General features: G+C 38.4%; 24 protein-coding genes. 18 read left to right on the top strand and 6 right to left on the bottom strand.

The annotated features are described in order from the left end of the window. Positions 1-58: 58 nt before the first annotated feature. The 12 genes from IEX12_RS12035 (at position 59) to rbsB (ending at position 11,672) form a co-directional block, all read left to right on the top strand. A complete protein-coding gene (locus IEX12_RS12035; protein WP_088052616.1) occupies positions 59-382 on the top strand; it encodes a (2Fe-2S)-binding protein in 324 nt (107 codons plus the stop codon). Then, positions 372-1,484 (top strand): NAD(P)/FAD-dependent oxidoreductase, encoded by a 1,113-nt coding sequence (locus IEX12_RS12030; protein WP_188725244.1) that lies wholly within the window; start codon positions 372-374, stop codon positions 1,482-1,484. Before IEX12_RS12035 ends, IEX12_RS12030 begins: the two co-directional genes overlap by 11 nt. Beyond that, on the top strand, positions 1,485-1,817 hold the full coding sequence (locus IEX12_RS12025; protein ID WP_188725243.1) for a (2Fe-2S)-binding protein: 333 nt from the start codon (positions 1,485-1,487) through the stop codon (positions 1,815-1,817). It begins immediately after the preceding gene. Beyond that, positions 1,810-2,901: an NAD(P)/FAD-dependent oxidoreductase gene (locus IEX12_RS12020; RefSeq protein ID WP_188725242.1), complete on the top strand. Its 1,092-nt coding sequence runs from the start codon at positions 1,810-1,812 to the stop codon at positions 2,899-2,901. Before IEX12_RS12025 ends, IEX12_RS12020 begins: the two co-directional genes overlap by 8 nt. 68 nt (positions 2,902-2,969) lie before the next feature. Beyond that, positions 2,970-4,403: a sodium:solute symporter family protein gene (locus IEX12_RS12015; RefSeq protein WP_155555468.1), complete on the top strand. Its 1,434-nt coding sequence runs from the start codon at positions 2,970-2,972 to the stop codon at positions 4,401-4,403. Positions 4,404-4,435: 32 nt separating this feature from the next. Further along, positions 4,436-5,566 carry an N-methyl-L-tryptophan oxidase gene (solA, locus tag IEX12_RS12010; RefSeq protein ID WP_188725241.1) on the top strand — a complete coding sequence of 377 codons (1,131 nt, stop codon included), beginning with the start codon at positions 4,436-4,438 and terminating at the stop codon, positions 5,564-5,566. A 368-nt stretch (positions 5,567-5,934) separates the two neighbouring features. Beyond that, a complete protein-coding gene (locus IEX12_RS12005) occupies positions 5,935-6,930 on the top strand; it encodes a LacI family DNA-binding transcriptional regulator (RefSeq protein WP_188725240.1) in 996 nt (331 codons plus the stop codon). Further along, the gene (gene rbsK / locus IEX12_RS12000) at positions 6,927-7,820 is read left to right on the top strand and encodes a ribokinase (protein WP_102414748.1); all 894 of its coding nucleotides are present in this window, start codon (positions 6,927-6,929) and stop codon (positions 7,818-7,820) included. The genes IEX12_RS12005 and rbsK overlap by 4 nt, the downstream gene beginning before the upstream one ends. Continuing rightward, entirely contained in the window at positions 7,817-8,212 is a 396-nt protein-coding gene (gene rbsD, locus IEX12_RS11995; RefSeq protein ID WP_102414749.1) for a D-ribose pyranase, read from the top strand. The genes rbsK and rbsD overlap by 4 nt, the downstream gene beginning before the upstream one ends. Before the next feature lie 18 nt (positions 8,213-8,230). Further along, entirely contained in the window at positions 8,231-9,730 is a 1,500-nt protein-coding gene (locus IEX12_RS11990) for a sugar ABC transporter ATP-binding protein (RefSeq protein WP_371871313.1), read from the top strand. Between the two features lies 1 nt (position 9,731). Continuing rightward, positions 9,732-10,670, top strand: coding sequence for an ABC transporter permease subunit (locus tag IEX12_RS11985; RefSeq protein WP_102414750.1), 939 nt, complete (start codon positions 9,732-9,734; stop codon positions 10,668-10,670). Positions 10,671-10,733: 63 nt separating this feature from the next. Continuing rightward, positions 10,734-11,672, top strand: coding sequence for a ribose ABC transporter substrate-binding protein RbsB (gene rbsB / locus IEX12_RS11980; RefSeq protein WP_102414751.1), 939 nt, complete (start codon positions 10,734-10,736; stop codon positions 11,670-11,672). Positions 11,673-11,872: 200 nt separating this feature from the next. Here the strand turns inward: rbsB and IEX12_RS11975 are convergent, their stop codons facing one another. Next, positions 11,873-12,655, bottom strand: coding sequence for a M20 family metallopeptidase (locus IEX12_RS11975; protein ID WP_088052628.1), 783 nt, complete (start codon positions 12,653-12,655; stop codon positions 11,873-11,875). A gap of 68 nt (positions 12,656-12,723) precedes the next feature. Between IEX12_RS11975 and IEX12_RS11970 the strand changes: the two genes are divergently transcribed. The 6 genes from IEX12_RS11970 (at position 12,724) to IEX12_RS23850 (ending at position 19,078) form a co-directional block, all read left to right on the top strand. Further along, positions 12,724-13,575, top strand: a complete 852-nt coding sequence (locus IEX12_RS11970) for a DeoR/GlpR family DNA-binding transcription regulator (protein WP_308777719.1) — start codon at positions 12,724-12,726, stop codon at positions 13,573-13,575. Between the two features lie 261 nt (positions 13,576-13,836). Continuing rightward, positions 13,837-14,589 (top strand): HAD family hydrolase, encoded by a 753-nt coding sequence (locus IEX12_RS11965; RefSeq protein WP_088052629.1) that lies wholly within the window; start codon positions 13,837-13,839, stop codon positions 14,587-14,589. A gap of 43 nt (positions 14,590-14,632) precedes the next feature. Beyond that, entirely contained in the window at positions 14,633-15,631 is a 999-nt protein-coding gene (locus IEX12_RS11960) for an ABC transporter substrate-binding protein (protein ID WP_188725239.1), read from the top strand. Positions 15,632-15,647: 16 nt separating this feature from the next. Next, on the top strand, positions 15,648-17,330 hold the full coding sequence (locus IEX12_RS11955) for an ABC transporter permease (RefSeq protein ID WP_188725238.1): 1,683 nt from the start codon (positions 15,648-15,650) through the stop codon (positions 17,328-17,330). A 24-nt stretch (positions 17,331-17,354) separates the two neighbouring features. Further along, the gene (locus tag IEX12_RS11950; RefSeq protein ID WP_088052632.1) at positions 17,355-18,434 is read left to right on the top strand and encodes an ABC transporter ATP-binding protein; all 1,080 of its coding nucleotides are present in this window, start codon (positions 17,355-17,357) and stop codon (positions 18,432-18,434) included. 188 nt (positions 18,435-18,622) lie between these two features. Then, positions 18,623-19,078 carry a transposase gene (locus tag IEX12_RS23850; protein ID WP_286171113.1) on the top strand — a complete coding sequence of 152 codons (456 nt, stop codon included), beginning with the start codon at positions 18,623-18,625 and terminating at the stop codon, positions 19,076-19,078. Between the two features lie 78 nt (positions 19,079-19,156). Here the strand turns inward: IEX12_RS23850 and argH are convergent, their stop codons facing one another. From argH to IEX12_RS11920, 5 genes are all read right to left on the bottom strand, one after another. Next, positions 19,157-20,563 carry an argininosuccinate lyase gene (gene argH, locus IEX12_RS11940; protein WP_188725237.1) on the bottom strand — a complete coding sequence of 469 codons (1,407 nt, stop codon included), beginning with the start codon at positions 20,561-20,563 and terminating at the stop codon, positions 19,157-19,159. 39 nt (positions 20,564-20,602) lie between these two features. Then, positions 20,603-22,288: an ABC transporter permease gene (locus IEX12_RS11935; RefSeq protein WP_088052634.1), complete on the bottom strand. Its 1,686-nt coding sequence runs from the start codon at positions 22,286-22,288 to the stop codon at positions 20,603-20,605. Positions 22,289-22,295: 7 nt separating this feature from the next. Beyond that, on the bottom strand, positions 22,296-23,393 hold the full coding sequence (locus tag IEX12_RS11930) for an ABC transporter ATP-binding protein (protein ID WP_088052635.1): 1,098 nt from the start codon (positions 23,391-23,393) through the stop codon (positions 22,296-22,298). A 99-nt stretch (positions 23,394-23,492) separates the two neighbouring features. Then, positions 23,493-24,578, bottom strand: coding sequence for an extracellular solute-binding protein (locus IEX12_RS11925; protein WP_188725261.1), 1,086 nt, complete (start codon positions 24,576-24,578; stop codon positions 23,493-23,495). Between the two features lie 25 nt (positions 24,579-24,603). Then, positions 24,604-25,767, bottom strand: a complete 1,164-nt coding sequence (locus IEX12_RS11920) for an ROK family transcriptional regulator (protein WP_188725236.1) — start codon at positions 25,765-25,767, stop codon at positions 24,604-24,606. Between the last annotated feature and the right edge of the window lie 221 nt (positions 25,768-25,988).

Here is a 25,988-nt window from a genome sequence, read left to right as displayed (position 1 = left end):
AGATTTCTACTACAATGATTATAATATTATAACATTATATTATTAAGGGGCGCTTATAATGGGAACATCACCTAATTCGATTTCAGAAAATTATCTTGAGGGGGAAATATCTTTTTATTTTAATGGAAAGTTGTTAAAGGCGAAGCAGGGACAAACAATAGCGGCCGCGCTTATGGCAAACGGTATTAAAAAATTGGGAGTTAGCAGGAAGCTGCAGCAACCACGAGGATTATTTTGTGCAAATGGCAGATGCTGCAGCTGCTTTGTTTCCGTAAATGAATTGGATCATGTACTTAGCTGTATGACGTTAGTCGAGGAAGGGGCAAACATATACTCAAATGACGGTGATCCCGATGTAAGGAGGAAAGCAAATGGAAACTGATTTACTAATCGTGGGCGGCGGACCAGCAGGATTACATGCAGCATATGTCGCAGCCTCTAATGGCATCAAGACAATAATCGTTGATGAATCGTTTTCTTTAGGCGGGCAATTAAGACAGCAAACACAGCAACTAAACAATCTTCCTAAACAGTTCGGGGACCAAACGGGTACAGCGCTTGCACAGACTCTAATAGAAAGACTTACGAATTTAGACGTAACTGTTTTATTGAAACACACGATGATTGGAACGTATAAAGATGGAAGGGTTGGTGTATCGAATGGCCAGAACACGATTCCGATCGCGGCTAAAAAAGTAATTGTCGCAACAGGTGCTGCTGAAGAAGCGTTCGTTTTCCCCGGCTGGACATTGCCCGGGGTCATGACTGCAGGTGCCGCGCAAATATTGATGAACCGTGAACATGTTATCCCAGGGAAAAATGCCCTCGTTATCGGTTCTAATGATTTTGCATTAGAAGTTGGAAAGCAACTTGTTGAGAATGGTGTTTGTTTACAAGGGATAGTTGATAATGAAGTACAGCTAGTTGGAAAAAAAGCGGAAACGGTTCACTTTTTAAAAGAAGCTGGTGTCCCTGTTTATCTGGATAGCTTTGTCAAACATGCCTCTGGTTCAGGTGAGGTTGAAAAGGTCATCATCAGCTACAACAACACCGAAGAGGAAATGGATATTGACTTGGTTTGTATTGGTAAAGGCTTAACCCCGATTTTGGAGCCGTTTGAAATATTAAATTGTGATTTTACTTATGAAAAGGAGCTTGGAGGCTGGCTGCCGCAGTATTCAACCATGATGGAAACAAGCACATCATCTATTTATGTTGCTGGAAATGCAGCTGGGATCACCAATTTGGGCCCCATTTTACTAACAGCAGAGATTGCTGCAGTTAGTGTTGCAGAGACATTAAATGGCTTAAGTAAGGAAGAAGCCAACGTAAAAAGAGAACTGTCGTGGCAGGAACTTTATCGCTTAGAATCTGCTGAATCCCAAAATGCTTTCCATGCAAGAGTTAATTTGATGCGGTCTTTTCAAGATAATGTGGATGCACAATTAACACAGCTCTTTAACATGTTTGTAGGGGGTGTTTAAATGGATGATTCAACCATCGTTTGTAAATGTGAGGAAATCAATCTTGCTGAAATTGAAACGGCGATCAAATCAGGTGCCCATACGTTTGACGACATTAAAAGGCTGACAAGGTGCGGTATGGGCCCATGCCAGGCAAAAGTTTGTTCCAATTTAGTACGACAAATCATTAGTGAGTCGCTAGATAAGCCATTAAGTGACATTAGACCTCCCAGGATGAGAATGCCGTTAAAACCAACGCGAATTTCTGCATTAGTTGGTGATGAAGAATCGTCAAGTGTGATTTCTGTTTTTAGTGAATCAGCTCCAAAAGAAGGTGATGAAGATCATGTCTAACCAATATGATGTGGTAATTATCGGAAGTGGTGTAGTGGGAAGCAGTATCGCTTTTCATTTATCAGAAAGCAGGCAAAAAGAGATATTGGTTATTGATAAAGATTATCCGTTATCTGGAACATCAGGGTCCACTCAGGCTTGGGTTTGGGTACATAATAAAACGCCATCCTGGTACGGGGAGCTAAGTATGTTAAGTGCCGAATTATATCCCTTTCTTGAACGGAAAATTGGCGATGTAGAATATAAGCGTACCGGCGGAATCGCTCCATTTTTTAGCGAATCGGATAGGGATAGTGCACGACGACTTGCCGAAAAGCAAGCTGAGGTTGGAATCGAAATTGACGTATTAAACCGTGACCAAGTATTAGAGAAGGAGCCTGCATTGTCCCCAAATATTGCCGGCGCAACCTTTAGTAAGATTGATGGCAATGTTAACCCGTTTCGCTTGGTAGAACTTTATATAAAAGCAGCTAAAAAAAATCATGTCCAGTTTTCTTTTTACAATCCCGTCATCGCTATTAAAAGAAACAAAGGGATGTTTAAAGTTATCACTAAAAATGATGTTTTTATGGCAAAACAAGTGATCATGGCTGCGGGTCCTTGGACAAAGGAAGTTGGGAAGCTTTTGGGAGTAGATATCCCTGTAAAACAAGTCCGTGGCCAAATTCTGGTTACAGAACCATTGGCACCCCTAATCAAGCATACAATAGGAGGGATGCGTCAAGCTGACAATGGAGAAGTACTGATTGGATATTCAAAAGAGGAGGTTGGATACGACAGGCGCACCACGTTGGATGTCATTCAGGATACAGCAAAAATGGCAGTCGAATATTTACCAGATCTGGCAAAAGCAAATATCGTTCGATGCTTTGCGGGTGTTCGAGTAATTCCAAATGACGGGCTTCCCATTTTGGGACCTGTCCCAACGATAGATAACGCTTATATTGCTGTGATGCATAGTGGAATTACGCTTTCTCCCATCGTTGGAACAGTAATGACCGAGCTTCTCATGCATGGGGAAACGTCAATTGATTTAAAAAAGTTGAGACTTGATCGTTTTAATGAATCTAACTCGTATGTTTGAAGGTACAAACAACTTGGCTCTTACACACCAGGACAGCTGAAAAAATTAAGAATACAAGGGGGCAAATAATGAATGCTACTTTCGTAATTTTGTTATGTTCTATTGTGGTCTTGTCAGGTGCAGCGATTTTCTCGATTTGGATTGGCAGAAGAAATAAAAGCAGTGAAAACTGGTCTGTAGGAGGAAGGTCTTTACCAATATACGTAGTAGCGGGAACCCAATTTGCCACTGGGGTTGGCGGTGGTGTGTTAGTTGCCCATATCGGAATTGGTTATAGTGCGGGATGGTCAGCTGTAACGTATAATGTCTTGTATTCCATCGGGATAATACTGCTAGTACTACTTGCCAATTGGTTAAAAGAACAAAAATTTACGACGATGCCGGAGATTTTTAAAAAGTTATACGGTGAACATAAAATAATGATGAGCATCGTTACTTTCTTGGCAATTGTTGTGCCATTTGGCTGGTTGTGTACGCAATTAGTTGCCTTTGGGAGTTTATTTACAGAAATTACAGGAATCAACTTCACACTATTAATCTTATTTTTTGCGGCGATCAGTTTACTATTTGTATTACCTGGTGGATTGGCATCTGTAGCTTGGACGGATTTTATATTTGGCTGCCTCATGATCATAATGACGGTAATTAGTGGTTTTTATATACTTGATCTTGCTGGTGGATGGTCTGAAATAACATCCAAAGTACCTGGAAATATGGTTAACCTTCCGGAAGGGCTTGGTGCTGTAGGAACAACGACGATTGTTTTCTGGATACTGGCCATTTTCCCTGGGGCATTGACAAACCAAATGTCCTACCAGCGTATTTATGCTGCTAGTAGTCCAAGTGTTGCCAAGAAAGGGTTCATTATAGCTGCAATAGTAGGAGTCATAAGTGGTATTTGGGCATCCTTTATGGGGATTGCTGTTTATTCAATGAATCCTGATTTAACGGATCCGGAAATGGCTTCAGGATGGTTCCTGACCCAGATTCCGCTTTGGTTTATGGCACTCTACGGATCGTTTATTATCGCGACAATCATGTCAACTGTAAGTAGTGCTGTCCAATCTGTTGTTGTCAATATAACGACCGATATTTATCAATCTTATGTTAATCCAAATGCAAGTGACCGTAAGTTATTAACATTATCGCGGCTCATGTCGGTTGTCGTAATTGCACTAGCGGTTGTATTAGCATTATATTATCCAAAAGCGCTCGGGTGGCTTGTTGCAACATATGCTTACTCTGCATCAGGGTTGTTGGTGCCAATTTTCGGAGGGTTTATTTTAAGAAAATCCAATCGATTAAGCGCCAAGAGTGCGATAGGAAGTATGGCCTTGGGAGTATTAAGTGCAGCAGTTGCCCAAATCGTTGGTACAGAGATTCCATACGTTGCGTTCGGTATTTTGGGATCTTTAGTTGGTTTTATCGTATTTACCTATATGTTTGATGATAAGAGCAAGTCTAAAGAAATCGTAACAGATAAAGAAGAAGTGCAAATATAATTAACTGAATAAACAAAAAATGAGGTGTGCATATGGATGCTGATGTGGCAGTAATTGGTGTAGGTGCAATGGGTAGCATGGCGCTTTGGCAGCTTGCCAAGAGAGGTGTATCCGTTTTAGGTTTTGAACAATTTGGTATTGGTAATGATCGTTCAGCTGTTGGAGGAGAATCACGACTGTTTCGAACGGCATATATGGAGGGAAAGCAATATGTTCCATTACTACAGGAAGCTCGGCAATTATGGAAACAATTAGAGAAGGAGACAGGAAATAATTTGCTAACGCTTAATGGCGGTTTAATGATTGGTGACCCAAATATGAAGGCCTTAAAAAACGTTCTGCAATCTATTAAGGAATTTCAATTGGATCACGAAATTATTCAGGGGAATGAAGCGGCTAAAAGATACCCGCAATTTAAATTATTTTCCGAGGAAGTTATGGTCCTGGATAAAAATGCAGGATTTATCAGACCAGAACTAGCTGTTATTTCAGCTGCTCATCAGGCTGAAGCGAACGGAGCGGTAATTCACAGGTATTCAAGGGTTGAAGAAATCGTTCCTGATGACACTGGCGTTAAGGTTGTGGCCGATGGAAAGACATACCGTGCGGGAAAAGTATTGGTTACAACCGGAGCCTGGACGAAGAAGTTGTTACCAAAACTGGAAACGAATATAGAGGCGAGACGACTAGTGTTAACGTGGTTTCCTGCAAAAAATATCAATGATTTTACGCCGGAAAACTTTCCGATATTCGCTAGAATGAGGAAGGATTTCAGATTAACGGGGGCACCAACTTTGGATGGGACAATGGTAAAGGCTTCCAACACAAAGAATCCAGTCAATGTGCCAGATCCGGGTAATCTAAATCGGGATGTTTTATTAGATGAAATAAAGGAAGTTAGTGAGGCAGTAAAGGAATTAATGCCTGGACTAATTCCAGATCCAGTTCGAGCAAGTGTTTATATGGATGGTTATACAAGGGATGATCATTCGATTATCGGCAAAATTCCGGAGATGGATCATACGTTTTTAGTGAGCGGATTCTCAGGACATGGTTTTAAAATGGCGCCTGTTATTGGCTCAATTGCCGCGGATCTTATTGTTGATGGGGAGACGAATCATGGGATTGAGCATTTGGATGTAGGGAGGAGGTTGGTCTACTGATAGAAGGCAGGGAAGGACGTATGTAGTAATTAAAATTATAAAACAATCCATGGATATTGTTACTGAAGCTGTGGATTGTTGCTGTCATATCGGAGTAAATCACATAGGACCCGCTCAACGGGTCCTATGTGATTGATAATACAAGATTTTAGGTGATTTCGATGTTTTCTGCCATGGATTAAGGTAATTTAAATTGGATTGGAGCTTATTTTAAAAATTAATTGACAAACAATTGAAAGCGGTTTATTATAAACGTGTAACGGGTTACATATTAACGAAGACATTGTGATTGCGTTTTATTTTTATATAACATGTAACCCGTTACACATCAGCAAAAAACTCAATAAACAATGAAAGGTATTTGAAATATGGTCACGATTAGAGATGTTGCACGCTTTGCAGGTGTATCCGTTGCTACGGTATCTCGAGTAATTAATAACAAAGGATACGTAAACTCAGATACCAGAATACGCGTTGTACAAGCTATTAATCAATTGAAATACAGGCCGAACGATGTCGCAAGAAGTTTATTTAAAGGAAAATCTAAAATGATTGCCTTATTTGTACCAGATATTATGAACCCTTTTTTCCCTGAATTGGCCAGGGCAGTAGAGGATGTATGTAATGTTCATCATTATACGTTTGTGCTTTGCAATACGGATAATTCGATTGAAAAAGAGCTTACTTATCTAAATGCATTACAACAGAAATCGGTAGATGGAATCATTATTGTTTCAAGTACATTAAAAAAAGAGCATATAGAGGAAGTGACTGTTCCAATAATCGCTTTGGATCGGACGTTTGGTGTGGAATTATCTACAGTAAAGGTTAATAATCGTGAGGGTGCAAGGGAAGCGACTGAATATTTGAAATTGCTAGGCTGCCAATGTATCGCACATATTTCAGGACCTAAAAACGCAAGCAATACAGAAGAGCGTAAACAAGGCTATCTGGATGTGGTGAAAAATGATGATTGGTTCTCTTGCAATTATATTGTCTCAGGTAACTATAACCTTCAAGTAGCCAAAGGTGTGATTACTAAGTTATTGGAGCGGCATCCGGAGATTGATGGTCTTTTTGTTGCTAATGATGTAATGGGTGTAGGAGCAATAAAGGCAGCAGAAGAGTTAGGTATAAACGTTCCAAACAACTTATCTATTATTGGATTTGATGGCATTTCATTAGGCGAAACAACAAGTCCAACATTAACAACGATAGCTCAACCAATTTACAAAATGGGATCACGAGCGGCAGAAATGCTAATTGAACTAATAATTAATAATGATTCTCAAAAAAAAACAGAGGAGTTTTCTGTTCAGCTGGTTGAAAGACAATCAACCAGACCAAGGGGGAGAGAAGAATGAGCAACAAACCAACTATTTGTGTAATTGGAAGTATCAACATGGACTTAACGATTAATACAAATAAAATGCCTGCACAAGGTGAAACGGTTCTCGGTAAAAATTTTGCGCAATATCCGGGTGGAAAAGGTGCAAATCAAGCAGTTTCAGCAGCTAGACTTGGGGCAAATGTTCATATGATTGGGGCAGTCGGTTCAGACGCTTTTGGGGATACGCTACTTTCTCATCTGGCATCAGAGCAGATAAATGTTGAAGGTATTAAAGTTTCTGAATATCCAACAGGGGTTGCAACGATCATTTTATCCGAAAATGATAATCGCATTATCGTTTCACCTGGTTGTAATGAGCTGGTTTCACCAGATTTGGTAGAAACGCATAAACAAATGATTAAAAATAGTAATGTTGTATTAATCCAACTTGAGATACCGATTGAGACAGTAAAATATGCCGTGAAAGTAGCGCATGAATTCGAGGTGCCAATTGTCTTGAATCCGGCTCCATATCAGAGGTTGTCAAAAGATTTATTTAACAATGTCACCTATCTGACGCCAAATGAAATTGAGTTAAAAGAAATGCAAAATGATACAGACATCGATTCCATAAAAGAAAAACTAATCATTACGAAAGGTGATGAAGGTGTTCAATATTATAGTAAGCACAGCCTGAGTAATGTATCGGGATTTCAGGTTGAAGTGAAAGATACAACGGGAGCTGGTGACACGTTTAATGGTGCATTTGCCATGCAGCTTGCAAACGGTGCATCCATTCATGAATCTGTCTTGTTTGCGAATGCAGCCGCTGCACTCTCGATAACGAAAGCAGGAGCCCAAAAAGGCATGCCAACGAATGAAGAGGTAGAAAAGTTTATGAAAGAAAGGGGAGTTTTACATTGAAAAAGTTCGGTATGTTGAATCGGGATATATCTTCCTTGCTGTCAAGGCTAGGGCATACAGATAAAATTCTCATTGCCGATTGTGGGCTTCCTGTTCCTGATGAGACGCTTTGTATTGATTTATCATTGAGACTTGGTATACCGAGTTTTGAAACAGTACTAAATGTGATCGCGGAAGATATGCAAATTGAAAAGATGATCTTGGCAAACGAAATTAAAACAGAAAATAGTGTACTAGATAAAAAATTATTAGAGGGGTACCCCACTATTCCTGTTGAATATATAATGCATGAAGAGCTAAAAAAACGCATCAAGGAAATGAAAGCGGTTATTCGGACTGGTGAGGCAACCCCTTATGCAAATGTAATAGTACAATCGGGCGTCATTTTTTAAAAAGGGTGGTGAGTTAAATTGGCTATAACATCTATTATAGAAATGGACAACATTAGCAAGTCATTTTCCGGTAACCAGGTGTTAAAAGGTGTCAATTTTGATGTCAGAAAAGGTGAAATTCATGCCTTGATGGGAGAAAACGGTGCTGGAAAGTCTACTTTAGTCAAGGTATTAACCGGAATCCATTCACGGGATAATGGGATCATTAAGGTTAAGGGGAAAGAAGCTCATTTTACAAACCCCAAACAAGCCGAGAAACAAGGCATTATCGTTATTCACCAGGAGTTGAATATTATTCCTCATTTGACTGTGGCTCAGAATATGTTTCTGGGAAAAGAGATAACGTATGGCAAGTCCGGCATTTTAAATACGAAAAAGATTAATGAATTAACAAAGAAAAGCTTGCATGAATTAGGAGTTGGAAATATTAAACCTGATGATTTAGCTGGGGAGTTATCAGTTGGAAAACAACAAATGGTGGAAATCGCCCGTGCATTAGCAACCAATGCAGAAGTCATTATAATGGACGAACCAACAGCTGCTTTAACGGATCGGGAAATTGAAAGTTTATTTAAAGTAATTCAATCCTTAAAGCAACAAGGCGTTAGTTTTGTCTACATCTCTCATAGAATGGAAGAAATCTTTGAAATTTGTGATAGAATCACTATTTTGCGTGATGGACAGTATATTGGAACGGAGAATATAGCAGATACTTCATTTGAAAAAGTTGTAAAAATGATGGTAGGTCGCGAACTTGGTGATCGTTTTCCCGCAAAAAATAATCCAATTGGCGATGTTATTTTTCAAGTGGAAAACTTGTCATCAAAAGGGGTCTTTCATAATATAAGTTTTGTTGTTAAAGAGGGAGAAATACTAGGTGTCGCGGGATTAATGGGTGCCGGACGAACGGAAGTGATGGAAACAATATTTGGTTATCGTAAAAAGGAAAGCGGCACAGTAAAATTGAAAGGAAAAGTCCTAAATACAAGTCATCCAGGTAATTTGATTGATGCCGGAATAGGCTTTATTACGGAGGATCGAAAAGGTAAGGGGTTAGTTCTTCATTCAACTATTCGCGAAAACATATCACTGACAAACTTCAAAACGATTTCCAATGGCGGGGTAATCGTCAATTCTAAAGAAAAAATGTTAGTAGATGATTTGATCGAACAGCTACATGTAAAAACAACCGGAAGAGAGCAAGTTGTCCAATCACTTAGTGGTGGTAATCAACAAAAAGTTGTTATTTCAAAATGGTTGGGGATTAATCCTAGAGTTCTTATTTTAGATGAGCCAACTAGAGGAGTCGATATTGGTGCCAAAAAAGAAATTTATACAATCATGAATGAACTAACAAAAAATGGAGTTGCCATTATTATGATTTCCTCCGAATTGCCTGAGGTTTTAGGAGTAAGTGATCGTATTATGGTTATGCATGAAGGGAAAATTTCCGCCTTTCTTAACCGTAATGAAGCTACACAGGAGAAAATTATGACTGCAGCGACGGGAGGGAATTAAGATGAAAAATTATATAAAAAATAACCTTTCTATTATTGGTCCGTTAGTAGGTTTAATTATCTTTTCTATCATATTAGGTTTTATGAGTAATAATTTCTTAACGTTGAATAATATATTGAATTTATTTAGACAGGTATCGGTAAACGCTCTTATTGCCTTTGGTATGACATTTGTTATCTTAACGGCTGGAATCGACCTGTCTGTTGGGTCCACTCTAGCATTGGGAAGTGCGCTTACTGCAGGTTTATTAACGAGTGGAATGGATCCTTTATTGGCAGTACTGATTGGGCTGCTGATTGGACTTGCTTTAGGAGCAATTAATGGACTGATTATTGCCAAGGGAAAAGTAGCTCCTTTTATCGCTACCCTTGCAACCATGACGATTTATCGCGGAGTAACTTTGGTCTATACAGACGGGAAACCGATCACTGGTCTATCTGATAGTTTTACATTTGAAATGATTGGTGGAGGTTATGTATTCGGGATACCGTTTCCAGTAATTTTAATGTTTATTGCATTCATTATCTTGTATTTTGTGCTGCGAAAAACTGTTTTTGGCAGACAAGTTTATGCAATAGGTGGAAACGAGGAAGCTGCAAAATTATCCGGAATTAAGGCTGACCGCGTAAAAATTTGGGTTTACTCACTTACAGGTATGCTATCTGTATTAGCAGGTATTATCATTTCAAGCCGATTAAATTCGGCACAGCCAACAGCAGGAACAACGTATGAATTGGATGCAATTGCTGCTGTTGTTATCGGCGGGACAAGTTTAGCTGGAGGAAAAGGTAAGATTGTTGGTACCTTAATAGGTGCCCTTATTATAGGCGTTATTGATAATGGATTGAACTTATTAAATGTATCATCATTTTACCAACAAATAGTGAAAGGCGGTATTATTCTACTAGCAGTCTTGCTTGACCGTAGTTCAGATAAATAAATTTATAACAAGATGTTTTATCTATCATCTTGATAAAAATAAAAATTTGAGGAGGCAAAAGAAATGAAAAAAAGGTTTAAAATGATAGGTGTAGTTACAGTACTTTTGTTCGTTTTGGCAGCATGTTCAACAAAAGATCCAGGTACTGGTGATTCAGAAGATGCTGAAAAAGGTTCAGGCAACGGTACAATAAAAATTGGATTATCTATCTCGACACTTAACAATCCATTTTTTGTAACATTACGTGATGGTGCAGAAAAAGCAGCAAACGAAAAAGGCTTTGAACTTGTTACATCGGATGCACAAGATGATCCTTCCACACAGCTGAGTGATATAGAAGATTTATTACAGCAAGATATTGATGCTCTTTTGGTAAATCCAGTTGACTCAGAGGCCATTGTATCTGCGGTTGAATTGGCAAACAATGCAGATATCCCTGTCATTACAGTTGATAGAAGTTCTGAGGGAGGCGAAGTTGCAGCTCATATCGCTTCCGATAACGTAGAAGGCGGAAAAATGGTTGGGGAATTTATTGCGGAACAGCTAGGTGAAGAAGGTAAGGTAGTCGAATTGGAAGGTATACCGGGAGCTTCGGCAACCCGAGAACGAGGGCAAGGTTTCCATGAAATTGTAGACGATATGGATGGTATTGAAATAGTAGCCAACCAGACTGCAAATTTTGATCGAACAGAAGGCTTATCAGTAATGGAAAATATTATTCAAAGTACAGATCAGATTGATGCTGTTTTTGCACACAATGACGAAATGGCACTTGGGGCATTGGAAGCATTAGAAGCAAAAGGTGTGTCCGACGTAATTGTAGTGGGATTTGATGCTACCGATGATGCGGTGGAAGCTGTTGAGGGAGGACGAATGGATGCAACAATTGCTCAAAAACCAGAATTAATTGGTGAATCTGCCATCGAAACCGCTGAAAAAGTAGTTAAGGGGGAAAAAGTTGAAGAATTTATCCCTGTTGAGCTGGAATTGATAACTAAATAAAAGAATTAAGCAATATTCTTAAAAGGATGATGGAGAGAAACCCTGTTCGGAGTACCGCCCGCACGGCTCGGCGGGGGAGCACAATAATGGAAAGGCTCCCTCCTACTCGTCAGGGATTAGACTGTCCCAATAGCTCTATTTGCTGACAGTCTAAATTTTCCATCATACTCGTTGATATCAACACTTAGGCTCAAATACAATCATCCCCTAAACCCTACGCCAAAATCAACAAGAATATCCTTATACGTTTCCACCGAATCCAAAACAACATATTCATCATTCCCATGCCAATGATCCCCAGACGGCCCAAATTCAATGGCCGGAATCCCGAACCTCGAAAAATACCTCGTATCTGCGAAGCCATGTTGACCAAAAACATGAACGTCTTCTATCAATGCCTTTTGTTTAATAATTGGCAGTAGTTTTTGTATATATGGATTATCAATTGTGTTCATGACAGGATCTCCATACAAGTTTATAGCAATGTTACAATCGGTTATACTTTTTATCTGCTTAAGAATCTCATCCTTGTTTTGCGTTGGTAAAAACCTTATATCCATGGAAAGGACACAAGAATCAGGAACCTTATTATATACATCGCCACCATGTATTTTAGACAGATTTATAGATGGTTTCTGGAAAAAATCAGTTGATTCCTGGGCAAAAGGTAATTCTAACAGCCTCTCATACAAGTAAAGTGCACGTAAAATCGCATTTTCACCCTCCCAAGGTTTGCTGGCATGTGCAGACTTCCCCTTTAATGTAATATCCATTTGCAGGACACCTTTTGCTTGAAGGCCGATTCCTAATTGTGTCGGTTCGGAGCAAATGACAAATTCTCCTACATATCCGGATTCCGTTAAATAGGCCGCACAATTTTTACCCTCCTTAGGGGATGCCTGGTACCCGTATAATTCAGATAATTTTAGTTTGATTATAACAGCTATTTTTCTTCCATTCTTACATATAGTGGAAATAAACAATTCCTAAATCTGCTTCCTCTTTTGTGAAAACTTTCCACAAAAATTCCCATTAGGGATGAAAAATATGAATGAATGGTATACAATATGTAATAAAGTTGCATTTGATTGTATTTACTTGCTATCGTATACAACATAATTATTTTACCGAAGAGGTGTCGATGTTGTTTGCAAAAGAAAGACATAAAGAAATAGTAAAGATAGTTAGAAAAGATAAATCCGTCAAGGTATCTCAATTAATGAAATATTTTAATGTATCATTCGAGACGATACGACGGGATTTGGAATTCCTGGAAAAAGAAGGACTTCTAACGCGTGTTCATGGGGGCGCTGTGCTTGAGGAAGTGAACAACAGAGAGTTATCGTTTACTGTACGCGAATCTAAGTATTTAAAGGAAAAACAGGAAATTGCCAAAAAAGCGACGGATTTTGTGGTTGAAGGACAATCGATCGCAATGGATGTAAGTACAACCAACACAGAATTTGCCAAAAAATTGAAGGAAAAGTTTACACGTTTAACGGTTCTTACCAATTCAATGACGATAGCAAATGAACTCTCCGAAATGCCTGACTACACGATAATTTTCGCTGGAGGCATTTTGCGAAATCAAGAGCTTTGTACTGTTGGTGATTTTACAGAAGACTTTATTACTCAATTTCACATTGATACCTTTTTTATGAGTATTAGTGGGCTCTCCCTCACAAAAGGTTTAACTGATTACGGAGCAGGGGAGTTACAGGTGAAAAAGAAGATGATGGATATTGCCCAGCATAGAATTGTGTTGGCCGACAGTAGTAAATTTGATGTCGTCTCCCTGTTAAAGGTATGTGAGTTTAACCAAATTAACCGCATTATTACGGACTCCAAAATAAATGAAAATGTACTCGAGAAATACCGAAATACAGGGATTGAAGTATTATAAAATTTCAAACATAGCCCATTTACGACAGTATAACTAAATAAATTCAAGTATTTTTCAGCTTAGGTGGAGCACCTAAGCTTTTTTAATGGTTTATCAAGTGAAACACGGAAATATACATTTTGACATAAATGAGATTTACTTTATAATATTCAAGTATAAACACATAAACACAACTAAATACAACAACATAAACAAATAAATGCCTGTATTTACAATTTCGAATGGAGCTGTTGTGTTTGAGAAAGGGGGTTAATCATTATCATGAGTGTTGTCATTATAAATGGAAATAGGTATGAAATAGACGGCATTTTATTTGATAAAGATGGAACGATTATCGATTTCACGTTATGGATACGGTGGGCAGAGACCTTCATCGATCTGATTGACGACCAAGCTACCGTTTCATATAACAAAAGTTTACTAGCACATTTTTTGGGATTTTCCTACGAGAACCACACATGGGATCCAAAAGGTCCTCTAGCTATTGGTTCTTTGCAAGACTTGCTAACCATTCTAACCTTGGGACTTTATCAACAAGGTGTTCCTTGGAATCAAGCGTATCAAGTGGTAAATGACGCCCATCAGGTGTTAGAGGAAACATTTGCAATTCATGAGCATGTCAAACCTGTTAATGGACTAGTCCGGTTTTTGGAACAGGCAGAAAAACTTGCAATCAAAATGGGGGTAGTCACATCGGATAATTATGGAAAGGCTGTACAACATTTGAATGCATTAGGGATTACAAACTTTTTTTCAGCCATCGTTGGGCATGATCTTGTCTACCGAGGGAAGCCGTATCCTGAAATGGTCTATTACGCTTGTAAGCAGCTAGACATTGCTCCTGAAAAAACGTTAATCATCGGTGATTCCAATGGTGACATGATACTTGGCAAAAAGAGTGGAGTTTTGGCTAGTATTGGGATTGTTTCGGCACCTAACATGCAAAAGGTACATTTGTTGGATGCTGATTCTATTATAAACGATTATCAAGCTATTACGTTGAAAGAAAAATAAAAAGTGAGGCTATTCTTAAATTAAAAGGAGAGGTTTATCAAATATGAAGAAATATCTGTTACCATTTTTGTTTCTCGCATTGGGTTTGATTATTTCTGCATGCGGCGGTTCGGGGAATGCAAAGGATTCGAAAGGTGAAATTGATGTTTACACCCATAATGACTCAGAGGAAATGCAAGACTTTGTAAAGGGGTTAAAAGATGAAACAGGTATTGATGTCAATGTATTGCGATTATCCAGTGGAGAAGGATGGAGCCGAATGAAATCGGAAGCTCCTGATTTTGGAGCGGATATGCAATGGGGGATGTTACATAGCATTGCATTAAAAGCGGAGAAAGAAGATTTTTTGGAACCATATGACTCACCTACTTGGGAAGATGTTCCGGATGAGTTTAAAGATGAAGATGGCAAATGGTATGGATGGTCTTATTGGTTTAATTTGTTGGCAATCAACACAGATATTCTGGAAGAGAAAGGTTTGGACAAGCCAGAATCATGGGAGGACTTGCTGGATCCTCAGTATAAAGGAGAAATTGTATTACCGGATCCCGGCACCTCGGGAACAGCCTATTTGTTTGTGTCAACTATTATGCAAATTATGGGTGAAGATGAGGGTTGGGACTATTTAGAAAAATTGGATGAGAACGTGGGACAATATGTCAAATCAGGCGACGCACCGGCGCAAATGGTTGCCCAGGGAGAGTACGCAATCGGTATAACATGGGATCAGGCTGTTTATAACCGGATTGAGGAAGGCTATCCATTGGAAGCGGTAATACCCGAAGAAGGAGTGGGCTATGACCTTGATGTCGTTTGGATGTTCAAAAACACAGAAAATCGGGAACTGGTGGAAGAGGTGATTGATTACATCGGTTCTGAAAAAGGCATGAAAAAATCTGCAGCGCATCGTTCGATGGTAACTAAGCCGGGTATAGAAGGAACAGTTGAAAACGTAGAAGATTACCTGATTGATTATGATGCGGTCTGGGCTGAAAAAAATCGTGATCGAATCATGAAGGAATGGCGAGATAATTTTTCATAAAAAGGGGGAGTTATGAGTGGAGGCTACACAGCCGGTAAAAAATCAACTGAAGCCGTCCTCCACGATTTGGGGGCGGTTCTGGGCTGAGCCGTGGTTTGCAATTGCCACGATTGTACTTGTTGTTGCAATCATATTATTTATTGTTGCTCCAGTATTAGCTGTTTTGTTAAAAAGTTTTGGAATTGGAACGGGTCAACTAACATTTGATTACTATAAAGATTTTTTTCAGGCCCCCTATTATTGGGATGCTTTGCTGAATAGCGTATTATCCGCGATAATTTCAACTATTATCGTGTTGTTTTTAAGTATTAATATCGCGCTTTATGTAACACGCTCGAAAAGTTTTTTGTCCAAGTCTTTTCAGGGGATTTCGTTACTGCCGTTGGTTGCACCACCATTTATATTTTCACTATCATTGATTATTTTATTTGGTAGAAGCGGTATTGTGACTGATTATATTAGTCACTTATTTGGTGGGGAATTTAGCATTTATGGCTTTTGGGGAGTAGTATTAGCACAGATAATTGGATATTTCCCAATTGGATATATGCTTATTGAAAGTACAATGCGAAACATGAATGCCGATTTGGAATATGCCTCGCAGGACCTTGGAGCGAATCAATGGAAGACAATCGGTAGTATCACGTTACCTTTAGCGAAGTCCGGGATCATTAAAGCAGGTTTGCTCGTTTTTGTGATGGCATTGGCGGATTTTTCCAACCCGCTTATTATTGGCGGGGGAACTCGATTTTTAGCTTCGGAAGCTTACTTGCTTGTTGTAGGACAGCATAACTTGGAGTTGGCTGCCGTGCTTGGAGTGTTCCTGATCATACCAAGTCTATTGATTTTTATTTTCCAAACTTATTTTCTAAAAGATAGTAGTGTTGGGACGATTAGTGGTGAATCTGGCTCGTATAGTGTACCACTTTCCAAGTCGGTTAAATTCTTTGTTGGAACTATTAGTACAATATTTACAGCCTTTATATTACTAATGTTCATCATGGTCGTACTGGGAGCGTTCGTGAAAATTATCGGAATAAACAATACATTTACGCTGGAACATTTTAATAATGAAACAGGCTGGGATTCTCTTTATACAAGTTTATTCGTTTCATTCGTCAGTGCAATACTGGCAGCGGGAATAGGGATTTTGCAAGGTTTCTTATTTGCGAGAAAACCGATACCGGGCAAGAAACTATTGGAATTTTTAACCTTGTTCGGTTTGGCAGTTCCGGGAACGGTCATGGGTATTGGTTATGTATTAATTTTCAATGGGCCACCTTTCTTCTTGACAGGAACGGTCATGATCCTTGTGTTGAACATGACTTTCAGGAAAATCGGTGTAGGACTGGAAGCAGCAATCAGTAAAATGCATCAGATTGACATCTCGATGGAAGAAGCTTCGAATGATCTTGGGGCTGGACCATATAAAACATTCTGGAAGGTTATCGTGCCATTGATGGTTCCGCCATTTGCTGCAGGTTTTATATATGCCCTTATGACTGCAATGGTTTCTATAAGTTCCGTTGTCTTTTTAATATCACCAAATACCAATCTTGTGGCTATTTATATTCTGAATTTAGCTGAACAGGCTAAAATTGGTTTGGCATCTGCCATGTCGTTCATCATGATAGTGATTGTACTGGCTTGTCTTGGTTTATTGAAATTTGTTGAAAAAAAGACAGGAGTTCGTATCTGATTCGTAATATGGGAGGGTTTCTACATGTCAGAAAACAACTTTCTTGAATTAAAAAATGTATGCAAATACTTTGGGGATGTAAAAGCCGTAGATAATATTTCTATCTCGATTAAGCGAGGTGAACTTATTTCATTTATTGGTCCTAGTGGTTGTGGGAAAACAACACTTTTAAGAACGATAGGCGGATTCAATAAACAAGATGCGGGTGAAATTATTTTGGATAATGAAAAGATTGATACATTGCCACCCGAAAAACGGTCAACGGGTATGGTATTTCAAAATTATGCTCTTTTTCCTCATATGACGGTTTATGATAATGTAGCTTATGGATTGAAGCAATTGAAAGTTTCCAAGAAAGAACAGCATAATCGAATTATGACGGCGCTATCCCAGGTGGAACTGGATGATTATGGGGATCGAAAACCAAAAGAATTAAGTGGAGGCCAGCAACAGCGAGTAGCAATTGCACGCTGTCTTGTTCTACAGCCTAAAGTATTATTGCTGGATGAACCATTATCCAATCTCGATGCTAATTTACGGATTGCACTTCGTAAGGAAATACGTAAAATAAAAGACAAATTGGATTTAACTGTCATTTTTGTCACACACGATCAGGAGGAAGCTTTAAGCATTTCAGACCGTATTGCGGTTCTAAATGGAGGAATTATTCATCAGCTTGACAAATCCGATAAAATTTACAACTATCCAAGCAACAAATTTGTTTCTACTTTTGTAGGACAAGCAAACTTTTTTACCGGGTATTTACAAGAGAGTGAAAAAGGTCATTATTTTGATACGGGAACCATACACTTTCCGGTTGAAAAATTGAAAAGAGAACACGGTGAAGATTTGAAAATCGGAGAAAAAACTACGGTGCTTGTTCGACCAGAGCGGATAAAAATCAATGCATCCAGTTCGTTAAAAGGAACGATAACCAATATTATTTATAATGGAAATTTCACGCGATATTTTGTTGACGTTGAAAATTACGAATTGAAAGTTGATGTGTTTAATACACATGACAGCAAAAAATACAAAACAGATGATAAGATTGGTATCGAGCTTCCGACGTCACCGCATATTATTAGGGAATCCATGAAATAAGGGAATGCCTATGATCGTTCAAGTAAATATACGCTGGTACTACCGGAGGATAATTAATTAACTCCAGATTAAGCCCCATGCTATGCGTGGGAGAAGAGAAACGGAAGTACCTTTACGTATGATAAAAAAGTCCTCCTCTGTCTGACAAAGGTTTCGCAGCCATTGCCAGACAGAGGAGGACATCCATTATGGATAGATCAAGTTTATCGCATACAAAGTGGAATTGCATGTACCATATTGTATTTATTCCTAAATATAGACGGAGAACAATGTATGGAAAACTCAGAGAAGATGTTCGGGAAATAATTTGGACTTCACACCAAAATAAAAAGAACAGGCATCAGTATGGCGTCATGCATCGCTCGCAACTAAACCCGTTCCTTTATCCGGGTTTTCATAGATTTTCTGGAAACTATTTGATTAACATTTGCCTAATTTCATTCCTTTTAGCGAAGAGCCAATTTCCTTATACGTTCCCACCGAATCCAAAACAACATATTCATCATTCCCATGCCAATGATCCTCAGATGGCCCAAATTCAATGGCCGGAATACCGAACCTCGAAAAATACCTCGTATCGGCGAATCCATGTTTACCAAAAACATGAATTTTTTTTAAATGAATCCCCCTTTTCTTTAAAATAAAGTGTTTTTTAGCTCACAGAATTTTACTGCTTAAAATATGTTTAATCTAGTAATTTGTCAAATTCTCTTTCCAGTCATTCATAAGGTACCCTTCCTCTTCTTAATCATTCCTTTAACTGTTTCAGGGTTTGTACCCCCAGTAATATTTCTTCTTTCCACAAAACAGATTGGATCAGTAATTTCCTGCCAGTCTTTAGCTGTTAATGCAACATCTCCTAACCAATCATTTATTTCGTGAAGATTTATTTGATACAGCTGTTTATTTTCTTTATCCGCTTTTTTAGCAACAACACTTGCTTTTTGATGTGCCTTTCGAAATGAAATTTGATAGTCACGTGCTAATACATCAGCGAGTTCGGTAATGGTTATCATATTTTCCCTAGCTTGCTGGTAGGCGCGTTCTTTATCAAAATCCATTGTTAAAATAACTGCACGCATTAGCTTTAACACGCGGTTCCCTTTGTTAAAACCAGTATATAAATGTGGCTGTAAATCATCTTCCGTATCATTAATATCCCCGTAAGGAGTATTGTGGATCATATGAACCACTGCCATTCCTTCAGCCGCTGCACTACTAGCGATTGAGCGAGAATGCTCAATTGATACCGGGTTCCTTTTTTGGGGCATAATACTACTTATTTGTACATAGGCATCAGACACTTTAATTAATCCTACTTCTTTTGAAGCCATCCGTAAAAACTCTTGAATCCAGCGACCCATATTTGTCATTAGGCTAATTAGTGCTTGTGCAGATTCTATTAAGTAATCCCCGGCACCAATAGCATCATAGGAGTTTTCTATTAAACCATTAAATTCAAGCAATTCTACCATTCGTTCTCTATTGATGGGGAATCCAGTTGTTGTTATTGCTGCAGCCCCCATAGGAGATTGATTGACAGTTTGGTATGCCTGTTTTACTCGGTTAACATCACGTTGGAGATTATCGTAAACAGCGACTAAATAATGACCAAATGTTGTCGGTTGGGCAGGCTGTGTATGTGTATGGGCAGGCATGACCGAATATACATGGTTTTCTGCCTGATCAAGTATCGCCTCACTTAATTTTTCGGCATTTTTGATTGTATCTTGTAAATAATTCCGTAACACAATTCGATACATTGCTTCTCCCATATCATTTCTGCTTTTTGCAATGTGCATTTTTCCTGCCAACTCATCTCCAATTCTATTCCCAATTTGAGATTCTATCAGGAAGAATAGATCTTCATATTCCGCTGAATATGTGATGCTTTGACGGTCAAGATTTTCTACTTCGTCTATACCTGCTAATATTTTACGTGTTTCTTCTTCTGTTAAAATACCTTGTTCTCCAAGCATGGAGGTATGTGCTCTATGGATCTTAAACATCGCATCAAATAGATATTCTTTTTGATCATAAAATACAGGCATTAACAATTCATCAATATACGTTTTACCTGGAAATGTGTTACCGTCTACTTCTTCAAATTGTTCCTTTAACGTACGCATTCAAAAAGCACCTCGATATTAAAAATTGTATTGCTTTTTCTATAACGTATTTTCCGATTTGACTCCGAAGAATCTATAAGCGATATACATGACAATTGCTATTAGACCGACTTGAATCATTCCATATGCGGCAGCTTGACCCATATTAAACATACGAAGCTGGTTCATAATTTCAATAGATATCGGCCGATTGCTCAATGTGTATAATAATACGGATGTTGGAAACTCTCCGATTGCCTGAACAAAAGCAAGCAAAGTACCGCTTAAAACGCCTGGCATGATGATTGGGATAACTACCCGTCTGAATGTATAAAACCATTTTGCTCCCAAATTTTGAGCTGCTTCTTCCAACGAATCATCCATTTGTTCTAATACAGCATTTGTAGACCGTACAACTAATGGAATGAAGCGAACAAAGTAAGCTAACGGCAAAATCCAAAATGTACCAACAAGAATGTGTCCAAATGAGAACGGTGTAGGTTTATTAAACGCTAAGATAAGATTCATACCAACGACTGTAGCTGGTAAGGCCCACGGGATCATTACCAGGATATCCAGTAAATTTTTTCCTATAAAGCTACGTTTGACAAGTGCATAGGATGTGATAATGCCAAATATAAACACACCTGCACAGGCGAGACATGTCATAATTAAACTATTTCTTACAGGCTCCCAAATGGTAGTGTTGTCAAATAACAAGCTGTAATTCTCAAAACTGAATGCTTGTGGATATGTCTGCCAAGTCCAAGCTCCTTCTGGTACAAGTGACAGCATAAGTAGTGTGACATGCGGCAGTAACAAAATGATTACGGCTATAATCCCAATCGTCACCATGATCCATTTTAAAATAGGATTGCGCACCTCACTTCGGTGGACACCGATCCCTTTGCTTGCCATCCGATAGTCCTTTCTGTTTTGATACCAGCGCATAAACAGTAAGAAGGAAATGGAAACAGCTGACAAAATAATGGATTGTGTAGCAGCCATTTCTAAATCACCATTGATTTTAGAAAAGTATATTTGCAAACTTAATACTCTAAATCCACCAGCTAATAAAAAAGGTGCACTAAAGGAAGCCATGGATACCATAAATACCAATAAAGACGCTGCAACTAATCCAGGAGTTAGCAGGGGAAATGTTACTTTCCAAAACACTTTAAATTTGTTAGATCCAAGATTGTATGCTGCTTCCTCTAATGAAGGATCTATATTATTTAATGCAGATGCTGTTGTCATATAAAAATAAGGGTACATCGTGTAAGCATGTACTACTAATATCCCTGAAATCCCCCCGATACTAAACGGCACTTTTGATAGGTTAAATAAATCTTTAATAGCATTAGGCACCAAACCAGCTTCTCCGTATAAAAACATAAATGCCATAACACCGACTAGAGAAGGCAGGACAATTGGCATAATAGCTATATTAGAAAAAAATTGACGTCCAGGAAAATCGTAACGGTTAAAGACATATGCTAATGGGATACCAATTAAAGCACTAAAGAAAACGGACAAAAGGGAAATATATACCGAGTTCCATAATGCCTCGAAATTCGCTGCTGCTTTTGCCCCAAAGAAATCCTGATAGTTTGCTAATGAAAACAAACCATTTTTCTTGAAGCTTTCAATCAACGTTGCGATTGAAGGGTAGAGTACGTATCCAGCTAACACCAACACAACCGGAATCAAGAGGATTATCGTTTTTCGCTTATTTGCGTTTAACATCCACTGATCACCCCTTTTCACCTGGAATTACTCTTATTTGGTCTTCGGGAAATTGTATATTTACTTCGGTCCCTTCATTCAGATATGTACTAGGGCCTTTATTTAAATTGGTAGTCTTGATAGTAATTTGATCATTCATTTTTACATAGGTATGAACCGCTTCTCCAGTAAATTGGACAAGTGATACGCTACCAGTAAATACGTTATTGCCATCTAGCTTATTTGTATCGATTTTAACAGCTTCTGGACGAACCGACATATAGAGTTTATCTTCATTCGTATAGCTGGCTATGTTTAATTCGGTATTGTGCACGAAAATGGATTGATCCATATCTGGTGTGTAAAATACGGATTTTGTGTCTTTATGTTCTTTAAAACTTACTGGTAAAAGATTCGTTTCACCTATAAATTTAGCAACAAAGTCATTTACCGGTTTATTGTAAATTTCCGTTGGTGTACCGACTTGATGACATTTCCCAATATTAAATACAGCTATTCGATCACTCATCGTTAACGCTTCTACTTGATCATGTGTTACATAGATTGTTGTGATACCATATTCCCGTTGTAATCTTAAAATCTCTGTTCGCATTTCTTCTCGTAATTTAGCATCTAAATTACTTAGCGGTTCGTCTAATAATAGAATATCCGGCTCAATTACAAGGGCACGTGCCAAAGCTACACGTTGCTGCTGACCACCACTTAATTGACTAACTTGACGACCAATATACTGGTCTAAACGCACTTTTTTTAGGACATCTCCAACTTTTTTCTTTATTTCGGTCTTGCTAATCTTTCTAACCTTTAATCCAAAGGCAACATTCTCAAATACAGTCATGTGAGGAAATAAGGCATAGTTTTGGAAAACCATCCCGGTATTTCTTTTTTCCGGTGCAACTCTAGTCATATCTTTATCATTGAATTTCACTTTACCCTCAGTTGGATAGTAGAAACCAGCAATCATTCTCAGAGTGGTGGTTTTTCCACATCCGCTTGGGCCGAGGAAAGTAAAAAATTCACCCTCTTTGATAAGTAAATCTAAACCTTTAACTGCTGTCACATCACCAAATCTTTTTGTAATTTCGGATAAATTAACAGTTGACATGAAACAACAACCCCGCTTTCTTTGAAAAAGAAGCTTATCACCCTATGCAGGGTGATATAGCATTCTTCTAATTATTCTGTAAAAACATTGTATAGTACCCTAACTTTCATCACTTTTATCTTTGTCTGTACTCTTGATGTGATTATCCCAGTAGTCCATCCATTCATCTGATTTTTCTTCAACCAATTCCCAATCCATATCCATTGGTTTTATATCCGTTTCCTCAATCCAAGCAGGGAGATTCTCAATATCGTCACGAGTTGGGATCCGGTAGTATTCTTCTGCTAATAATTTAGCAGCCTCTGGCGTATTAACGAACTCATAAAATGCTTCTGCTGCTTTTGGATGTGGTGCGTCCTTTATAATTGCGATACCTTCAGTAAGTACGGGAGTACCGCTTTCTGGAATTTTATAACCAAATGGGTAGCCCTTTTCTTCTGCTAGTTGTACAGTATCCGGCATATTCCAAACCGATAAGGTACCAACCCCTTTTGCGACTTGGTTGTACATGATTTCCGGGTTGGCGGAATATTCTTTTGTATTGCTATCAAGCTTTTTCAACCACTCGTAGCCTTCCTTGGGATCCTCTGAATCTTTATACGTATCGTAAATTATTCCGGAAAAAATGGTGCGCATCCCACCAGAAGCCAGTGGGTATCTAATAATAATGTCATCTTTCCATTTTGGGTCTAGCAGGTCATCCCAATCGCTAGGAGCCTCTTCTTCAGAGATTTCCTTCGTGTTGTATAAAATTACCTGTGGTGTTATCGATGTTCCCGACCACATCCAATCAGGATCGTGGTACAGATCATCTAAAGAATCGGCGTAGGATGGTTTATATTCCTGTAATAGACCTTCGTCTTTTGCCTGGTTAAAGTTAACTTGGGGAGCCCCCCACCAGACATCTGCTTGTGTATTGTTTTCCTCAGAACGAACCCGGTCTAATATTTCTTGCGACCCCATGTCAAGAAATTCCATTTTGATGCCATACTCATCTTCAAATTGCTTTTGGAAGTCACTCAAAATATCTGTCCCATGTGGAGAATAAACGACTACCTTTTCTTCTAAATCATTCTTCTCGCCACTTGATGAAGAAGCTTCTTCGTCACCGGAACCACCGGCCATACAACCAGCTAGAGTGATACCAGTTACAAACAATAATAAAATTAACCAATTGCTTTTCATGTTTTTCACTAAATTTTCCCCCTTGTTAAATATTAAATAATGTGTCCTGCTCTTTTAAAAATAATGCTGCTGCACCGACGATCCCTGCTTCCTTTCCAAAAGTTGTCTGTTGTACCTCGCATGTTCTTGGCGTATACCGTTTCATGATGTCTATAACCTGCTCTTGTATAATAGAAAATGAACTACTGACACCACCCCCTAAAATAATTAACTCTGGATCAAATAAAGATACATAGTTAGCGAGTCCAATTGCTAGATTTTCTAAGGCTAGATTAATTACTTCTATGGCATCTTTATGATTCTGTTTGTAAAAAGCAAAAGCCTCTTTAGCTGTAACATCTTTTCCAATTTTATCCGATAACTGCTTCCCTATCGAGGAACCACTTGAAATGCTTTCTAAAAATCCATAACCTTCGTAAACGGGATGAAAATCTTTTGCATGAACACGGTCAGTTACTAAATAACCAATTTCACCAGCACTATAATTACTCCCTCGGTATAAACTTCCATTTATCATAATGCCGCTGCCAATACCTGTACCTATTGCAATATATATTAAATTAGATTTGTCTTTCCCAATTCCTTTCCAATGCTCTCCTAATACACTTATATTTACATCGTTATCTACTTCAATTGGTAAATCAAAAATTTCCTTTAGCCTTTCTTTTATTGGGAAGTGTTTCCATCTTAAAGCAGGAGCTTCTAACACAATCCCCTCGGCTACATTTGTCACACCGGGTGTTCCAACACCTACACCAAGTATTTTTTTATCATCAATTTTAAGTTGATCTTTCATCGACTCTGCACTTCGTTTTATTTCTTTAAATAAATTTTTGCCTAAGTGTTGTTGCGTGGGAAAATTACGATAGGCGCAGACATCACCATTCAAATCAGTAATTCCTGAACGAACATTCGTACCGCCAATATCAATACCTATAATGTATGATTGCTTTGAATTGAACATTAGGTTAACAGGCTTTCTTCCTCCTACATTAGCTGCTTGACCATTACCAGATTCATATATAAGATCGTCTTCCAGTAACTGGTTAACGAGTGTGGAGACAGTTGGTTTACTGAGTGAAAGTCTTTTTGATATGTCAGCACGGGTTATAGCTTTACCTTCTTTAATACACTGTAAAATAAGCTTTTTATTGATTGTTTTTATGTAAGCTGCATTTCCCTTTTGCATTAAACAAACTCCTTAAATAAAATTCTTTTTCATATTATTTTGTCCTCTGGTGATTGGAATAATATCTGCGGTAAAAATTTCAACTAGTAGTTAGTAAACTTTACTTACTAATTTGATTCTTAAAAATTATTATACAAAAATAACTTATAAATTGTAAAGGTTTACTTTCAAATAATTATATTTATTCAGGAGATAAGCAGGTTATACGAGAAGTTAAATAA

It is taken from the genome of Lentibacillus populi, assembly GCA_014642895.1.
GTDB lineage: Bacteria > Bacillota > Bacilli > Bacillales > Amphibacillaceae > Lentibacillus_C > Lentibacillus_C populi.
Note: the sequence above shows the minus strand (reverse complement) of the source record. Positions and strands in the feature narration are given on the sequence as shown.

Excerpts from the sequence above, each read along its gene's own strand:
- IEX12_RS12015 (WP_155555468.1), top strand. The coding sequence starts at position 2,970 with ATGAATGCTACTTTCGTAATTTTGTTATGTTCTATTGTGGTCTTGTCA.
- IEX12_RS12005 (WP_188725240.1), top strand. The coding sequence starts at position 5,935 with ATGGTCACGATTAGAGATGTTGCACGCTTTGCAGGTGTATCCGTTGCT.
- IEX12_RS11960 (WP_188725239.1), top strand. The coding sequence starts at position 14,633 with ATGAAGAAATATCTGTTACCATTTTTGTTTCTCGCATTGGGTTTGATT.
- IEX12_RS12020 (WP_188725242.1), top strand. The coding sequence starts at position 1,810 with ATGTCTAACCAATATGATGTGGTAATTATCGGAAGTGGTGTAGTGGGA.
- rbsK (WP_102414748.1), top strand. The coding sequence starts at position 6,927 with ATGAGCAACAAACCAACTATTTGTGTAATTGGAAGTATCAACATGGAC.
- IEX12_RS11920 (WP_188725236.1), bottom strand. The coding sequence starts at position 25,767 with ATGCAAAAGGGAAATGCAGCTTACATAAAAACAATCAATAAAAAGCTT.
- rbsB (WP_102414751.1), top strand. The coding sequence starts at position 10,734 with ATGAAAAAAAGGTTTAAAATGATAGGTGTAGTTACAGTACTTTTGTTC.
- IEX12_RS11965 (WP_088052629.1), top strand. The coding sequence starts at position 13,837 with ATGAGTGTTGTCATTATAAATGGAAATAGGTATGAAATAGACGGCATT.
- IEX12_RS12025 (WP_188725243.1), top strand. The coding sequence starts at position 1,485 with ATGGATGATTCAACCATCGTTTGTAAATGTGAGGAAATCAATCTTGCT.
- argH (WP_188725237.1), bottom strand. The coding sequence starts at position 20,563 with ATGCGTACGTTAAAGGAACAATTTGAAGAAGTAGACGGTAACACATTT.
- IEX12_RS23850 (WP_286171113.1), top strand. The coding sequence starts at position 18,623 with ATGGATAGATCAAGTTTATCGCATACAAAGTGGAATTGCATGTACCAT.
- IEX12_RS11925 (WP_188725261.1), bottom strand. The coding sequence starts at position 24,578 with ATGAAAAGCAATTGGTTAATTTTATTATTGTTTGTAACTGGTATCACT.
- IEX12_RS11930 (WP_088052635.1), bottom strand. The coding sequence starts at position 23,393 with ATGTCAACTGTTAATTTATCCGAAATTACAAAAAGATTTGGTGATGTG.
- IEX12_RS12030 (WP_188725244.1), top strand. The coding sequence starts at position 372 with ATGGAAACTGATTTACTAATCGTGGGCGGCGGACCAGCAGGATTACAT.
- IEX12_RS12035 (WP_088052616.1), top strand. The coding sequence starts at position 59 with ATGGGAACATCACCTAATTCGATTTCAGAAAATTATCTTGAGGGGGAA.
- IEX12_RS11935 (WP_088052634.1), bottom strand. The coding sequence starts at position 22,288 with ATGTTAAACGCAAATAAGCGAAAAACGATAATCCTCTTGATTCCGGTT.
- IEX12_RS11985 (WP_102414750.1), top strand. The coding sequence starts at position 9,732 with ATGAAAAATTATATAAAAAATAACCTTTCTATTATTGGTCCGTTAGTA.
- solA (WP_188725241.1), top strand. The coding sequence starts at position 4,436 with ATGGATGCTGATGTGGCAGTAATTGGTGTAGGTGCAATGGGTAGCATG.
- IEX12_RS11950 (WP_088052632.1), top strand. The coding sequence starts at position 17,355 with ATGTCAGAAAACAACTTTCTTGAATTAAAAAATGTATGCAAATACTTT.
- IEX12_RS11970 (WP_308777719.1), top strand. The coding sequence starts at position 12,724 with ATGAATGGTATACAATATGTAATAAAGTTGCATTTGATTGTATTTACT.